The sequence below is a fragment of the uncultured Legionella sp. genome, from assembly GCF_937871865.1.
GTDB lineage: Bacteria > Pseudomonadota > Gammaproteobacteria > Legionellales > Legionellaceae > Legionella.
Window position 1 is genome coordinate 1 of record NZ_CALMPD010000244.1, and the last position, 14,776, is coordinate 14,776.

Below are 14,776 nucleotides of genomic sequence, written 5' to 3' on the forward strand. Positions count from 1 at the left end.
CTGATCAAACAAGGCATCCACACCGCCTTCATCTACTGCTGATTTATAACGATAGAACGTATCTCTGGATAGCCCCATTACCTTCCGCTCATGGGGGTACAGGTAAATCAATGCTTGCATTGCAGATGGCGATATGTGTCGCAATGGGATTTCCCTTTATGAATAAAAAAACGATACCTAGTAGAGTATTGTTCTTTTCAGGTGAGGATTCAACTTCAGTTGTTCGTCATCGCTTAGCATGCATTTGCCGTGTTCAAAAAATTGACCCTACTGTATTGGCAGATAGGTTACTTGTAATTGACTCTACAGAGAACCCTGGATTATATGTAACGCAAAACAGAGACAATATTTCGATAGATGGGTATAAAAAGCTGCTTGAAAGAAGCACTGCTTATAGTGCAGGATTAATTATTATTGATAATGCGAGTGATACTTTTGACGCTAATGAAAACGAGCGTGCACGTGTGCGTGAATTTATTCGTTTTTTAACACAACTTGCAAAATTATTAAATGCAGCCGTTCTACTGCTTGCTCATATGGATAAAGATTCTGTCAAGTACAAATCATCTAGTGAAAACTATAGCGGTTCCACGGCATGGCACAATAGTGTTCGGTCTAGATTATTTCTAAACATAGATAAAGAGACTCAAACCTTATCATTAATCCAACAAAAATCAAACTTGGAGCATCTTAGCGAAGCAATCAATATGAGAAGAGAAGAATACGGTATCTTATCCTTTTTTACTCTTCCTTGTGTGGATGATTTTAGTATGACTATATTATGCGCCAAGTGGTATTAAAACAAAAGAAAGTCCGGTGTAATAAAATTTTTTCTTATGACACTCGTCGTTATATGTTAAATCTACATTTGTACTTTGTGAAGTTATTTGGTTGTCATATTGTGGATAATAAAATGCCTATCAATATTGAATCTTTTTCAAAAGCTATTCTTGATAAAAAAGCACATCCTGATTTATATCTGTCCTTTGGGCATTTTGGTATTTCTACTAATAAATACTCCGGATGTTCAGAGATTCAATGTGATTTGCTAAAAAATGGTGAGGTAGCATTTGCAAATTGGTTTTACCAAGTTGGTGCATTGGTAGTAAATATTCTTTATGCGATACCTGGTGAGCATAGATACGGTTTAACAGATGCTTGGCATCCCAAGAAAGCTCTATGTTTGAATGTTAAAAATTTTATTGCATTATAAGTTTTTTGCTAGAGCATCCAACACAGCTGCTTTTAAGTTCCCCGAGCATATTCATTCGCTTTTTGGACTAGATTTAGATAAGAGTATCGTTCTGAACTAGTTATTGGGTATGTAGAATACACTAAATTAATAAAGTTATCCCATGTAAGCGTTTTTGTAATTTCAATAATATAACATAACGATTCTTTTTGGCGTTCGGCTATTTCTATAGGCTCATAGTTGTCCAGTTTAAGAAAAAATAAATTTTTAGTACCGCCATAGTAATTATTTGTATTTTTGATGCCAAATAAATTAGGATTAGCGTTTACTTCATTTATGACATCTTGAACAAATGGGCCATAATTATCAAAGTACCAATTAATATTTGTAATTTGCTTTTTATAATTAATTGCTTGATGCCAATCAGCCAAATAAATTATTTTGGTCATTCTGGCATTCGAAAGATCATCTTTATATGGGTATTGCTTTAATATAAATGCAATTACCTCTTTAAGGATATTCGACATTATAGCCCCCTTTTTTTAGCTGTGGATGGCATAGGTATGTGTTCTCGAAATTTTGTTATTAAATCCGCTATAAACGCCTCTTCCTGATCTAATTTTTCCTTAAGTAGATTTTCAGAAAACCGAAGTGTTTCGGTTGATTCTACAAGAATAATCGCAACAGCATCTCCCTTATGATCTGTAATCCTTTTAACAGCATATAAAACTGACTTCATTCTAAGGGATTTTAATGTTTCCTTAGGAATATTATGTTTATTTTTATTGTAGTTTATAAAATCTTCACCTTCATGGTTACAATCAAAATACCAACCTTTTTCCCAGCCTAAAGCAATAACCCCTTGATTATCTGGATATTCTGATCTTCCGGGGCTTTTAAATTTAGGGTTTGCAGAGAAACGGCCAAACGGAATAAACTTACCTGCGCTATCATGTAAATATAGCGTTACTCTGTCATTATCTGGGCTAAAGGTTAACTTTCCAGTTGCAAGATGAAATAAGTAGCCATCAAACATATTTTTAATATTATCCCCGATAATACTATTTTTTTCGATTTCTTCTTTTAATTCCTTACTTAAGGTAGAGATAGTTTTATCTATGGAAAGAAACCAACGAAGTATTGATAGAATAAAAGTTGATACAGCAAAAATAAAAAGAATCGTAAAAGAGTATTCTGATAATAGTTCAATTAATGGAGTCCATCTTGGAAATCGGTGCTTCCAAGGCGAAAAGTCATAAGATGCTAGCACAGAAAATATAACAATTATTAATCCAAGAAGAGGATTTAATATATTATAAATTGAATCAAAATATTTTCTAATTGTAGCCAGCACTGTTATGTCCACGTATTCATGCGATTATTAAAGGATTCATGAATGTTAAGAGTAGTTTCTATAGAATAGCGCTTAAAAAAACTTCTGATAAGTTTTTATGAAATTAAATCAGATTAAGCATTTCACAGGGGTAACCTAAAGGATAACCTCAAAGAATAGTATAAATTTAAAAACTAATTATTTCAGGGAGTTACAACGAGTACTTGGCGGAGAGACAGGGATTCGAACCCTGGGAAGGTTGCCCTTCAACGGTTTTCAAGACCGCCGCATTCGACCGCTCTGCCATCTCTCCGATTGGCCAGAATACTATATTAACGCGGATTCATTTGCAAATGGTTTTTGCGTTTTTTATTAAAGAAATCAAATTAATGGCGATTTTTAAACAAGTTGTATGAACTTGTTATTTAAATTAAAGAATCAGTAAGAGAGTGTTCGCAAATTAGTGTGTCCTAGGTATAATGTCCCAAATTTTCCTGTCGTGGTTGGTTAGGGTTTGTAATGTATATGCATCGGAGCGTAATACAACAGATCTTGATGTAACAGATACAATTTATAGGTGTAGGTTATGAAACGAATTCAAGTAGTACTCCTGGTTGGCCTTATGGTTTTTTTATCATCTTGTGCCAAATGGAATAAGGACGATGATGAAAAAAATCCTTATAAAGGGATGACTGCCAAGCAAATTTATAATGAATCACAAAAATCATTGAAAAAAGAAGAGTATGCTTCGGCTGCGAAACAACTTGAAGCTATTGAATCAATGTATCCATTTAGTGATTACACAGAGCAATCACAGCTACAACTAATCTATGCTTATTATCAAAGTGAAGATTATCCTTCAGCTGCTGCTACTGCAGAACGATTTATCCATCTTTACCCACGTGCTAAAAATGTTGATTATGCTTACTATATGAGAGGGCTAGCTAACTTCCAACAGACTCGTGGAGTGTTTGCAAAAGTCTTGCCGTTGGATGAGTCATGGCGTGATCCAGGCACGCAAAGTCAGGCTTTTCTGGATTTTGCAGCCTTAATCCAAAAGTTCCCCAACAGTAAATATAAAGCAAACGCATTACAACGTATGATTTACTTGCGTAACATGTTTGCCCAGCATGAACTTAATGTGTCGGAGTATTACTTCAAGCGTAAAATGTATGTTGCAGCTATAGAACGAGCGAATTTCCTTGTGAAAACTTATCCGCAAGCCCCTAGTGCTCAAAAAGCTTTGGTGGTTATGTATGATGCGAATATGGCTTTGGGGCTCAAGAAGGCCGCTGACGATGCTATGGCTGTTTATCAAGCTACATATCATACATCTGATATGACTCGAGTTGCTTCTTAATATTGATTCAATAAAAAAGGGAGTGTTCACTCCCTTTTTTGTATTAAATTCTTCAGTTTTTTTCTATTTCTAATAATTCTTCAGCCAACTTGATTCAATGAATCGTCTGATCCTGCTCATATCGAGTTTCCGTGTTATACAAGACACCCTCAGATTAAAGGAATGTTTCTTATAAAGCATAAATAAGTCACAAACATACATGTATATGGACTAAAATTATACATTATATCTAATAAGTTTTTACTGTTATCGAAAGGATGAACATATTATGGACAAAAAAACTGATCAAATCAGCGTAATCATTGAGGATGAAGAAGAGTTGGAAATTACTATTACTCAACTCATCGCAGAATCCGTCGCACGTTCTGATATTAGTGTTCAGGGTACTCCGAAACAAATGAAAGAGAAATATGGGGTTTCTTTTATCGCTCCTGAAGTAGTACAAGAAAGTAGAGATCCTCCTGTTAAAGAGCCTTTTTTAAACGATGATTTTGGTTGGATTGTTGGTTTGTCATTTGCTGTTCCGTTATTTAGCTGCCTCATTATTGCCATTTTTATAATGGGTGATATTCGATCATCCTCTGATATTTGGTTCTATGGAATATGCGGGACAATAGTTGGTTCTATTCTGGGGTTATTGCTTGCTAAAGTTGTTAAAATGAAACATGACGAAAGAATAAGCAAACAGGAAAAAAAAGGAGGATTTGTTCTTTGGGTTACCGTGCATTCAGCAGAGCAGCATCAAGAGGTGATTAACATCTTAAAAAGACATCATCCGCAACATATGAAGGAATAGGGGAGTTGAGTTGCGGCTCTGAGGTTCCTAAGCATGGGTAAAGCATACGCCATTTTCTGCTTGCAAATAGGGGCTTGGAATATTGTCTTGGCTTAAATTTTTGGATACCGTGGTCAAGCCACGGTAATTCGGAAAGATGGGATAATTCCTCTGATTATTGAGATGTTACGATAATGCTTCTTCAGCCACTTTTTCTTCGGTGGCATTGGTTGTTTCAGTGTCTGGAATAACCAATACATCTAATAAATCATTAGTCAGTTCTCTTAATTCACCTGATAACAAGGTGAGAGCGGCATCCTGACGTAAATATTCTTCATCTAATTTGTTAATTTCACTAAAATCATCAATCAGGAAATCAAGACTTTTTAATTTTTTAAAGGTGAAATCATGGGTCAGGGTAAATTGAATTCGCTCTTTCCAGATTAACGAAATTTCAGCTGTTGCCATACCTTGAGATAATAAGGTTAATATTTCTTCTGCTGGTAATTCATATCCTTTACAGTGCACTCGTTTTTTTTCATCATCAAGAGAAAATAGAACGCAGTCAGATGCAAGCTGGAAGTTTGCTGGGAGTGTATCAGGCGACTGAATCCATTCAGCAAAACGTACGGCCAGATTTTCTGCATGAGTCAGGGGTTCTATATTAATGCCCGCTACAGATTTTCTTAAAAGAGAAGTTAGCTGGGAGGCTTGAGTGTTGCTGCCGGCATTAATTATGATTCGGTTACTGACACTATCGAGTATGGCTAGAAGCCTTTTTTGTACACAAAATGATTTGGGTAATAGCTCAAATTCAAGATCTTCAGCGAGTTGAGCTTTTTCGGCACGCTTTACGGTTCGTCCATGTTGGTTTTCGATCATCAGGATTTTTTCATCAAGCATTTTGTTTATTACCCCGCGAGGTAATATTCTTTCTTCTTTACCCATGCATATGAGAGTGCTGCCAGCAACTTCCTGGACCATTTCATCGCCAAACGCAGGGAGCCAACCAAAAGTAAATCGTGCATGAGGAGGGCAGGGTTTCAGTCTTTCTTCTGTTAAAGAAGCATTTAAATCTGAACCTTCATCCAGTTCGTATTTGTATATGAGCGTATTATTGAACCACATGTTTTATCCTCGAAATAAATTAGAAATGTTATCATGAATTGATTTATGCTGCGATCAGAATCCAGCCTATAATGTTTAAATCGGTTCTGTCAGAACTATTAATCATCTGTTTTTTTAATTATTTCGCCGGTCAGGTAGCTTGCCAACAATATTGCATTGGTTTCTCTGATATTTACATCATTCTGATTAAATCCCGTTTGCAAGCAAACGGGCTGCGAAATCATCCATCCTTATTCTCACTATAAAATACAATAAGTACCAATGGCTATCGTTCTGTTGTATGGCAATTTAAAGAACTCAATATTCAGATTCGCTGAGTAATTACGCATTAAAAACGAAAACAAGCGTTCCTGGGTGTAAAATATTAATGACTTTTTGGATTTTGAAGCCATAACATTAGGGATTTCTACCATATAGGTTGCATGATCAATATTTAATTTGAACGGTAACAAACCTCTGTCGCTGGCTTTTTCTAATGCTCTGGGTAACGATATGGTCTCCATAAAGCCATAATGCAGGGTGAGTTTGCATACTCGCTCATCAAGGCTAACTATTTCATAGCGTTGATTAAAGCGTACGTATGGTATGTTATCTACAACATAATTTACGATTAACACATTTTCAGGAACGGAACGGCTGAGTTTTAAAAAGTGAAGAAAACTGCCACCGCTTCTGTCGTAAACATCAGTGATGAATATTGCAGTAACGCCAGGCAATTGATTCAAACTTTTATATTGAAGTTGTTTTAAAATTTTAGATATGTCTTCTTTATTGAGATAGAAGTTATTTCTTAAATACTCAAGGCCATATTTCCAGGTGTACATAATAAATGCGATAAACAACGCGAAAATTACTGGTACCCATCCGCCAGTCAAGAATTTATGGGCGTTTGCTCCTAAAAATGCAAAATCTATAGCGATGAACAATCCAAATATAAGACTTACTTTAAATTTTGACCAATTCCAGATTGAAATTGCTGCATAGGCCACCATCGCATCCACAAGGAGCATATCTATATTTACAGCAATTCCGTATGCATGTGCCAGGTTATCTGACGTTTTGAATGTTAATGTGAAAAACATGGTTCCTACGAAGAGAATAAAATTGATTTGAGGAACATAGATTTGTCCTGAATATTTTCTGGACGTCTGAATGATTGGAATTCTAGGACATAAGCCTAACAATACTGCTTGCTTGGTTAACGAAAAAGTTGCAGAAATGATTGCTTGTGAGGCAATAATTGTTGCAAACGTAGCCAGAATGATTAACGGTAAATAAAACCAGCTTGGAGCTATCATATAGAATGGGTGACTAATTGCTTCTGGGTGAGATAATAAGTTAGCTCCCTGGCCAAAATAGTTAAGTAGTAGACAGGGGAGCACCAGCAAGAACCAACTGGCTCGTATCGGATTTTTGCCAAAATGACCTATATCAGCAAACAGTGCTTCACCACCAGTCATTACCAGAAAAATGCCTCCTAATAATAGATAGCCTCTCGCTCCTGCATGGTATAAAAATGAAATTCCGTAATAGGGATTTATTGCTTCCAGTACGATTGGAAGCTTGATGATTTGTATTACCCCAAGAATTGCTATAGTAAGAAACCAGATAAGAATTAAAGGGCCAAAGAGGTAGCCTATATTTTCTGTGCCGCGTGATTGGAGCATAAAAAGTAATATAAGAATGATACACGCGATTGGTAATATATAGGGTGTCAAAGTATCTGATAGCGTCCCAATACCTTCGACCGCACTGACCACTGATATGGCTGGGGTCAGCATTCCATCACCAAGTAAAAGACCGGCTCCAAATATAGCTACGATATAAAATAACGGCTCATATTTCGTACTTTTATGTTTCATTAAGGCAAGAAGAGCGAGAATTCCACCTTCGCCTTCATTGTCTGCGCGAAAAATGATTATCAGATATTTATAGGAAATAATGATAATCAGACACCAAAAGATCAGTGATAAAACGCCTAATACATTAGCTTGGGTGATAGCTAGATTATATAAAGTAACTTTTAAAGCATACAAGGGGCTAGTTCCGATATCACCAAATACAACACCGAGTGCTCCAAGTGTCAGCCCATATGAGAGTTTATTTTTCTTTTCCATGGTTTTGTATGCCTTTATTTTTTACCAAAATGCGTTAAGTGCTAACATATAAGTGAGGTAATGAGGAGTGTTTCTGCCACTAACAGGGAACCATACGCCTCCAATAACACCAACATTGGATGTGAAGTTATATTCCAGAGCGGGAGCGAGCGCTTTTTCTATATAGCTGTTGTTGCCTATATTCACCGGGGGGGCACCTATATTACCAATATCGAGAATACCATTAAATCGACTATTCTCCCCCTTTGAAATATATCCTTCAAGTACGGCGACCCAATTTTGGGTGAGGGTATACTCAAACGCTAAATCAAGGTCATTTTCTGAACCGACCCTGACTTTTCCATGTGTATTAACACTGCCGCCATAACTGTTCACTCCGTTTACCCAAACAGAACTACTAAATATATGAGCTAAAATAAGTCGAGTACGAAGATAATGGGTGTCAAATACTGGCAATAAATATTGGAGGTTTAGACCTAGTTGTGCCTGGTATATTCCAAGGCCTGTTGCATCGGTTCCTAACAGAGTGGGATCTAGATGATCATAGCGTCCTGTGGGGAGGGTTTCCTGAACTAATAGTCGTGCGTCCAGTCGATTAAGTTCGCCTTTTTGTTCAAAGAGCTGAATTCCGGCAGCTACAGATACATCAGTTAATCGATTGGATTTCACCCCTTGAGTCGAGTTGAATGTATACGGTATGGTCATTTGAACATCAAGCCAATCGGTAAACCCATGAGATATGATAGGGTTTACCACAACAGAGCGAAACAATGGAGTGCGTATGACGTTACCTTCACCATTATAGAAGCCATTATTGAACACATCTAGGCCGTATATTTCCAAGTTGGTATGACCTTTCGGAATTACATGTCCGGCTGGAGCAAGTAAAGGTCCTGTAAACCAGGGAGCAGCAGAACTATTGGTATGAAAAGAGAATAAACATAAAAAAATGAATATGTTTTTTATATGGTGCAACATAATTGTTCTTTTCTCCATTGCAGTAATATCATTCAATGGTGTAGATTAGCCGACTTTAAAGCTTTGGGAAATAGAAATGAATGCTAAAATTTTTTTAGTAGCGGCAAAACAAAATACTGTATTACGAGGGCATCCCTGGATTTTTCCCAAAGCGATAGCACGAACTAACGGCAAGCTAGTGACAGGTCATTTGGTTGATATTTATGGTGCTGAGGGAGAGTTAATCGGTGTTGGTGCTTATAACGAGCACTCTCTATACCGAGTGCGAGTATTGGCACTTGCTAGTGAGCAGTTCGATCAAACTGGTTTTGCATCAATAATTACTCATCGATTGCAGCAGGCAAAATTGGTCAGAGATTGCTTGAATCTGCCTAATGAGAGAACGACTGCTTATCGAGTGTTTAATAGTGAGGCAGATGGGTTATCTGGATTAACCATTGATAGATTTAATCGAATTTGTGTTATTTCCAGTAGCTCTTATTGGGTTGAACTGAATAAAGCGCTTATTTCACTCGCTCTGGAGCAATTGTATCCTGAAGATCAACTGATCTGGATACCACAGAGTAAATCTTTGGGGCAGGATGGTTGGAAACAAATTGAAACTCAGGAACATAAGCAGTCAGCGGAAGTATTAGAAGAAGGAGTTAAGTATCACGTTGAATTTGCTCATGCACAAAAAACGGGATTGTTTCTTGATCAGCGCGAAAATCATAAACGAGTGGCTGAATTAAGTAAGGGGAAATCGGTTCTGGATCTTTATTCGTATACGGGTGGTTTTGCTTTGCATGCAGCAAAAGCCGGAGCCACTAAAGTAACTGCAGTAGACAGTTCGGAACATGCGATCATGCAAGCAAAAAATAATGCGCAAATTAATCATGCTGATATCGAGTTTATTGAAGCTGATGCACGTGATTTTCTGGTGAAAGCCGGGGAGTATGATATTGTCGTTCTAGACCCTCCTAAACTGGTGCCTTCACAGCAACACATACAAAAAGCAAAAAACTATTATCGGTTTTTACATCGAGAAGTATTTAAACATATGAAGGTTGGTTCCTTATTAATGACCTGTAATTGTTCTTCAGCTCTTTCATCGCAAGAATTTTGTTCTCTGGTCAGTGCTCAGGCAGCGGTTGTTGGAAAGCAGGTACGAATTTTAGGTGTTTATGGGCCATCCAGTTGCCATCCCACTCTGGCCTCTTTTCCTGAAGGCAATTATTTGACTGCTGTTTTATTAGCACTGGTTTAAACATATATAATTCGTTCATTAATTGGCGCACGATACTGTACGCGCCAATTAATGCCTTCATCCATCACGTTTCTACGCTCATAGGCAGACTATAAACTCTCTAAAATAGTCTAGAATAAAGGGAATAGTGCTATGATTTTTTTAAGCATGATTCATTTATTAAAAATGGTATGTAATTAATCGCTTTTTAAGGATTTACTATGAGCCAATCAATTCCTGTTTCTCCTCCATTAAAAATGAAGTATTTAACGTTATTTAAAGCCTTAGGATTTACTTTCGCAATGTCCCTTAGCTCAACAGGATTTACTGTCGCAGACTGTGTTTATATTGAAAAACAGAATATTAAAACCTTGCCTCTTGAAGAAATTTTAGAATATGTCGGTGATATTTACGCACGCAACAATCAAGCAGGATTAATGATAGGGATTATCGCTAATGATGAGCGGGCGGTTGTTAGTTGTGGCGAAACTACAGTAGGAAGTGGTAATCGACCGAATATGGATTCTATTTGGTCTATAGGTTCTGTTTCTAAAATATTTACCACCCATATGTTAGCGGCTTAAGTTAATAAGGGCGTCGTTAATTTAAATACAACAGTTAATGAGCTGATAGGAAAATCCAGTTCAGAGAAAACACCTGTTACCTTGCTTGATTTGGCGACACATACGTCGGGATTTCCGCGAATATTGCCGGGTTTTCCTGATAATGAAGATTATCAGATACTGAATAATCCATATAAAATGGAAGATTTTTTGAGTTGGTACAATACGTTTGCTCCTGAATGGACACCAGGAACGCATTTTGATTACTCAAATGTCGCTTTTGGTGCCTTAGGTCAGCTGTTAGCAAAAAAAATGAATACCGATTACGGAAGTTTATTAAATCAACTTATTACAACCCCACTTGGAATGAAAGACACCACAACCAATTTAAGCTCAGAACAAATGACACGGAAAGTATCCAGTTATTGGATAAATGGTGATTTAATTAAAAATGATTGGGATATGGGCTTTGAAGATCCTAGTGGCGGCATTTATTCATCAATGAGGGATTTACTCGTATTTACTGAATCTCAATTACAACAATCTGGCAGTGCTTTAAGAACAAATCAAATTGCTCATGCGAGTTATATCTATAAATATGGGTTGGAAAATTTATTACATCTGGATAAAGACCGAGAGAATGAAGCAGGATTAAAATTTGATGCAGTAGCATTAGGATGGATGGTCAATTTTCCTAACGATTCCCTTCCTTTGCAGTTAGACAAAGACGGTTGCGTCAATGGTGTATTTACTGTGGTGCAACTCACCCCTACGGAACATATTGGTGTCATTTCATTGACTAATAGCCTTAAAGGCATGCCCTTTTCGACAATGAATGATAATTTGCAAACCATTGTACGTTATATCATCAGAGCCCAATAACTTAAATTGAGTGCATGCTTAATGCACTCAATTTGTCAATTATCACAATAAAAACAACCCTATTTAGCTGTTTTTATTGAGGCATTGTAAAATTCAATCTGAGTATAAAAATCCACTACGCAAGTTTATTTGTTCTCTACTAATCTTTAAATAACATCTTAATATGTTATTGCAAAATTATGGAATAGGTGAGATGTCACAATAAAACCTTATTATTAGACAAGGATTAAACAGTGGACAAAAGCTGGATAAAAGGATGTTTAATAGTAATCATTTTAACAGGGGTTATCATGGATTCAGTAACTTCTTTTGCGGGTTCTGGACGAGGAGATTTTCATACGGTGTATCAAGGAAAATCTGTCGATGATTTGATTATTCAGTACATGGAAGATAATGGGGTGCCAGGGATGACCTTAGCTATAGTGCAAGCTCCTTATATTACCCGTGTAGTCGGATATGGTCTTGCAGATACTACAAGCCGACGGCTTGCCGCCACTCGTACCGTTTTTAATGTGGGACAGCTCACTAATGCATATACAGCGGTTGCTGTAATGCAACTTAAAGAAGAAGGCAAATTTAAACTGGATGATCCAATCAGTAGTTACCTTTCTGACATTCCTGAACGTTAGAAACCTATCACTATCCGCCAATTAGTAACGCACAGCTCTGGAATACCAGATTATACTCAGAATACAATGTTTCGTTATTCTAATGAATATCAAGTAAAAGAGCTTCTTAATCTGATTAATGATGAAGGATTACTGTTTCAATCGGGTACCCAGATGAAAAGTAGTGCAACCAATTCTTACTTACTTGGCTTGATTATTGAGAAGGTGAGTGGAGTAAGCTATCAGGATTATGTCACTAAAAATCAAATTGAACGGCTTGGTTTAAAGCATACCTTTTTTATTTCTAATATTCAGAAGCTTGCCAATGAAGTAGCTAATGGTACTAGTCCATTCAAGCACACTAAATTTCTCAATAATCCAGTATTTATTAATCCTGTTGAAGCCGCGACTGGATATGAACAATCAGAGAACGGACTCACAGCCGTTCCTGCACCTACATGGTCCGCGACTTTTTCTGCCAGCGGCATAGTGGCTTCTGCTGAGGACATTAGTTTATGGGATATTGGTCTGGCAGGGGATATTTTAGTTAAAGATGTCGAAGACAGGCGCTTCTTATACAGTGCCCCGCTTATTAATGGTCAAATGGTGCCTGGAAATGCAGGCTGGTTTTTCCCAGGTCATAAAGGATTAGTGGAAATTAAAGGTTCTCTTCCTGGATATTCTGCATTTTTAAGCCGCTTTACTGACCCTTCAGAGTTATTATGCGTCACTTTATTAGCGAATAAAGGGAACTTGCCTGATTTGGATCTTTTGGCTCGTAAAATTGCGGCCTCTTTTGATGAGAAGCTGGGAACACCTGTTGGATCCTCTTGGTCTGAAACGTTGCAAAGCCCTTATTCTGTTAAAGAAACCATCGATAGAGTGTCTCAAATCATTAAAAACAATGATGGAACAGTATTTGCGCATATTGATCATGCAGCCGAAGCCCAAAATACAAGTCAGACTCTTTCTGATACGCAAGTGATTATTTTGTGAAATCCAGCCAAAGGTACTGTCTTAATGCAGGCTAATGCCGCCTTTGCTTTAGATTTGCCTTTACGCATCATGGCGACGAAGGATAGCTCAGGCCAGGTCTGGCTTAGTTTTACAGATCCTGTAAAACTGGCGAAGGAATATAATGTAACCGTGAGTCAGGTACCTGGTTTAAAGCAAATGAGTATTGGACTGCGTAAAGTGTGTGAACAGGTGATATCGGCTCAATCAAAACTGTAGTTTTGTGTTTAATATTTGATTAAGTTGAACTGATTTATTATAATTCGCAAGTTAACAGCCTTACAAAGAGAATAAATTGAGAATTTATCGAATAGCTTTTGTCTTTATTTTAAGTATTCTTTTCTCGTGCTTATATGCATCTGAGCCAACTCTTAGAGATAAAATTGGTCAGATGTTGATTATTGGTTTTCATGGAAAAACAATCAATGAGCATTCTTCAATTGCTTCTGCTATTGATAAAGACAATATTGGAGGAGTAATCCTCTTTGATTATAATCAACAATCACAGACCTTTGATAAAAATATAGAAAGTCCCACGCAACTAAAAAACCTAACTAACGAATTACAATTATTGAATTATAAAGCCAATCAATCGCACTCTAGAGAAGATCTGCCCTTATTTATTTCAATTGATTATGAAGGTGGCTTGGTTAACCGGTTGCATCCCAGATATGGATTTCCTGAAATTCCCTCACCAAAATCGGTGGGTATGATGTCTGATATTGGTGCTAAAGGTGTTGCTGAGTTGATGGCTGATACTATGACTTCTGTCGGTATTAATTTGGATTTTTTCCCCAGTCTTGATGTTGATAGCAATCCGGAAAACCCGATTATAGGTAAGAAGGAGCGCAGTTTTTCTGCTATTCCTTTAGCGGTATCTTATTATGCGAATCTGTTTTCAAATCAATTTAAAACACAACAGATTCAATGCTCTTACAAGCACTTTCCGGGGCATGGTAGTTCTCTTGCTGATTCACATTTAGGGTTTGTCGATGTAACTGATACCTGGTCCACGGATGAGTTAATTCCCTATTTGCAGGCATTCTCACAACCGGAACATTGTAATATGGTGATGATTGCTCATATTGTTAACCGAAAACTCGATGTTACTGGATACCCCGCATCGCTTTCATATAATATTATTAATGGCTTATTGCGTCATGATTTACAATTTGATGGAGTGGTGATTACAGATGATCTGCAAATGAAAGCAATCTCTAATTATTTTGGCGTAGACACAGCAGTTACCTTGGCTATTAATGCGGGGGCGGACATGCTGATTTTTGGCAATCAATTAGTAGATAAATTCCAGGATCCTGCAGAATTAATCGATATTATCGAACATAAAGTGCAAACTGGTGAAGTTTCTGAGCAACGAATTAATGACGCATACCAGCGCATTGTGACAATGAAGCGCTCTATGAGCAAGAAAAGTGGCATGCATTTATAGTGATACTTCGTTGTCTGTTCACGCTTTTTTGATACAGAAATTCCTTAGTCTGATGTTTATGGGGCATGGCCTGACAACAACGCCATTCAATTAGCGCATATTGTAAGCTGAGGGCAGATGTCGGGCGGGCGCGACCGAATTCATCCAGTAT

12 protein-coding genes, 1 tRNA gene and 4 pseudogenes are annotated in these 14,776 nt (G+C 37.2%); 10 read left to right on the plus strand and 7 right to left on the minus strand.

Features of this window, described 5'->3' with window-relative positions:
• A pseudogene (locus tag Q0495_RS12880) lies at positions 1-84 on the minus strand (helix-turn-helix domain-containing protein); the annotation flags it as partial.
• On the opposite strand from Q0495_RS12880, the gene Q0495_RS12885 reads away from it, so the two are divergent.
• Complete coding sequence (locus tag Q0495_RS12885; protein WP_298627022.1) at positions 69-800, plus strand: AAA family ATPase; 732 nt, start codon at positions 69-71, stop codon at positions 798-800. The pseudogene Q0495_RS12880 and the gene Q0495_RS12885 overlap by 16 nt on opposite strands.
• Positions 782-1,213 (plus strand): hypothetical protein, encoded by a 432-nt coding sequence (locus Q0495_RS12890; protein WP_298627003.1) that lies wholly within the window; start codon positions 782-784, stop codon positions 1,211-1,213. Before Q0495_RS12885 ends, Q0495_RS12890 begins: the two co-directional genes overlap by 19 nt.
• A 32-nt stretch (positions 1,214-1,245) precedes the next feature.
• On the opposite strand, the gene Q0495_RS12895 is transcribed toward Q0495_RS12890, so the two are convergent.
• The 3 genes from Q0495_RS12895 to Q0495_RS12905 all read right to left on the minus strand — a co-directional run bounded on the left by Q0495_RS12895 (position 1,246) and on the right by Q0495_RS12905 (position 2,838).
• A complete protein-coding gene (locus Q0495_RS12895) occupies positions 1,246-1,719 on the minus strand; it encodes a Panacea domain-containing protein (protein WP_298627005.1) in 474 nt (157 codons plus the stop codon).
• Positions 1,719-2,546: a hypothetical protein gene (locus Q0495_RS12900; protein ID WP_298627007.1), complete on the minus strand. Its 828-nt coding sequence runs from the start codon at positions 2,544-2,546 to the stop codon at positions 1,719-1,721. Before Q0495_RS12900 ends, Q0495_RS12895 begins: the two co-directional genes overlap by 1 nt.
• 204 nt (positions 2,547-2,750) lie before the next feature.
• Positions 2,751-2,838: transfer RNA gene (locus Q0495_RS12905), tRNA-Ser, on the minus strand.
• A gap of 273 nt (positions 2,839-3,111) precedes the next feature.
• On the opposite strand from Q0495_RS12905, the gene Q0495_RS12910 reads away from it, so the two are divergent.
• Both Q0495_RS12910 and Q0495_RS12915 read left to right on the plus strand, forming a co-directional pair.
• On the plus strand, positions 3,112-3,885 hold the full coding sequence (locus Q0495_RS12910; protein ID WP_298627009.1) for an outer membrane protein assembly factor BamD: 774 nt from the start codon (positions 3,112-3,114) through the stop codon (positions 3,883-3,885).
• Positions 3,886-4,153: 268 nt separating this feature from the next.
• A complete protein-coding gene (locus Q0495_RS12915) occupies positions 4,154-4,681 on the plus strand; it encodes a hypothetical protein (protein WP_298627011.1) in 528 nt (175 codons plus the stop codon).
• Positions 4,682-4,846: 165 nt separating this feature from the next.
• On the opposite strand, the gene Q0495_RS12920 is transcribed toward Q0495_RS12915, so the two are convergent.
• From Q0495_RS12920 to Q0495_RS12930, 3 genes are all read right to left on the minus strand, one after another.
• On the minus strand, positions 4,847-5,788 hold the full coding sequence (locus tag Q0495_RS12920) for a recombination-associated protein RdgC (RefSeq protein WP_298627013.1): 942 nt from the start codon (positions 5,786-5,788) through the stop codon (positions 4,847-4,849).
• Between the two features lie 239 nt (positions 5,789-6,027).
• Complete coding sequence (locus tag Q0495_RS12925; RefSeq protein WP_298627014.1) at positions 6,028-7,905, minus strand: potassium transporter Kup; 1,878 nt, start codon at positions 7,903-7,905, stop codon at positions 6,028-6,030.
• Between the two features lie 21 nt (positions 7,906-7,926).
• Entirely contained in the window at positions 7,927-8,901 is a 975-nt protein-coding gene (locus tag Q0495_RS12930; RefSeq protein ID WP_298627016.1) for a hypothetical protein, read from the minus strand.
• 58 nt (positions 8,902-8,959) lie between these two features.
• Between Q0495_RS12930 and Q0495_RS12935 the strand changes: the two genes are divergently transcribed.
• The 6 genes and pseudogenes from Q0495_RS12935 (at position 8,960) to Q0495_RS12960 (ending at position 14,625) form a co-directional block, all read left to right on the plus strand.
• Entirely contained in the window at positions 8,960-10,129 is a 1,170-nt protein-coding gene (locus Q0495_RS12935; protein ID WP_298627017.1) for a class I SAM-dependent rRNA methyltransferase, read from the plus strand.
• A gap of 200 nt (positions 10,130-10,329) precedes the next feature.
• A complete protein-coding gene (locus Q0495_RS12940; protein ID WP_298627019.1) occupies positions 10,330-10,692 on the plus strand; it encodes a hypothetical protein in 363 nt (120 codons plus the stop codon).
• A gap of 12 nt (positions 10,693-10,704) precedes the next feature.
• A pseudogene (locus tag Q0495_RS12945) lies at positions 10,705-11,553 on the plus strand (serine hydrolase domain-containing protein); the annotation flags it as partial.
• Positions 11,554-11,843: 290 nt separating this feature from the next.
• A pseudogene (locus Q0495_RS12950) lies at positions 11,844-13,157 on the plus strand (serine hydrolase).
• A 12-nt stretch (positions 13,158-13,169) separates the two neighbouring features.
• Positions 13,170-13,394: pseudogene (locus Q0495_RS12955) on the plus strand (DUF302 domain-containing protein); the annotation flags it as partial.
• Between the two features lie 76 nt (positions 13,395-13,470).
• Positions 13,471-14,625 carry a glycoside hydrolase family 3 N-terminal domain-containing protein gene (locus Q0495_RS12960; RefSeq protein WP_298627021.1) on the plus strand — a complete coding sequence of 385 codons (1,155 nt, stop codon included), beginning with the start codon at positions 13,471-13,473 and terminating at the stop codon, positions 14,623-14,625.
• The last annotated feature ends 151 nt before the right edge of the window (positions 14,626-14,776 follow it).

Excerpts from the sequence above, each read along its gene's own strand:
- Q0495_RS12940 (WP_298627019.1), top strand. The coding sequence starts at position 10,330 with ATGAGCCAATCAATTCCTGTTTCTCCTCCATTAAAAATGAAGTATTTA.
- Q0495_RS12910 (WP_298627009.1), top strand. The coding sequence starts at position 3,112 with ATGAAACGAATTCAAGTAGTACTCCTGGTTGGCCTTATGGTTTTTTTA.
- Q0495_RS12935 (WP_298627017.1), top strand. The coding sequence starts at position 8,960 with ATGAATGCTAAAATTTTTTTAGTAGCGGCAAAACAAAATACTGTATTA.
- Q0495_RS12920 (WP_298627013.1), bottom strand. The coding sequence starts at position 5,788 with ATGTGGTTCAATAATACGCTCATATACAAATACGAACTGGATGAAGGT.
- Q0495_RS12890 (WP_298627003.1), top strand. The coding sequence starts at position 782 with ATGCGCCAAGTGGTATTAAAACAAAAGAAAGTCCGGTGTAATAAAATT.
- Q0495_RS12930 (WP_298627016.1), bottom strand. The coding sequence starts at position 8,901 with ATGGAGAAAAGAACAATTATGTTGCACCATATAAAAAACATATTCATT.
- Q0495_RS12925 (WP_298627014.1), bottom strand. The coding sequence starts at position 7,905 with ATGGAAAAGAAAAATAAACTCTCATATGGGCTGACACTTGGAGCACTC.
- Q0495_RS12915 (WP_298627011.1), top strand. The coding sequence starts at position 4,154 with ATGGACAAAAAAACTGATCAAATCAGCGTAATCATTGAGGATGAAGAA.
- Q0495_RS12895 (WP_298627005.1), bottom strand. The coding sequence starts at position 1,719 with ATGTCGAATATCCTTAAAGAGGTAATTGCATTTATATTAAAGCAATAC.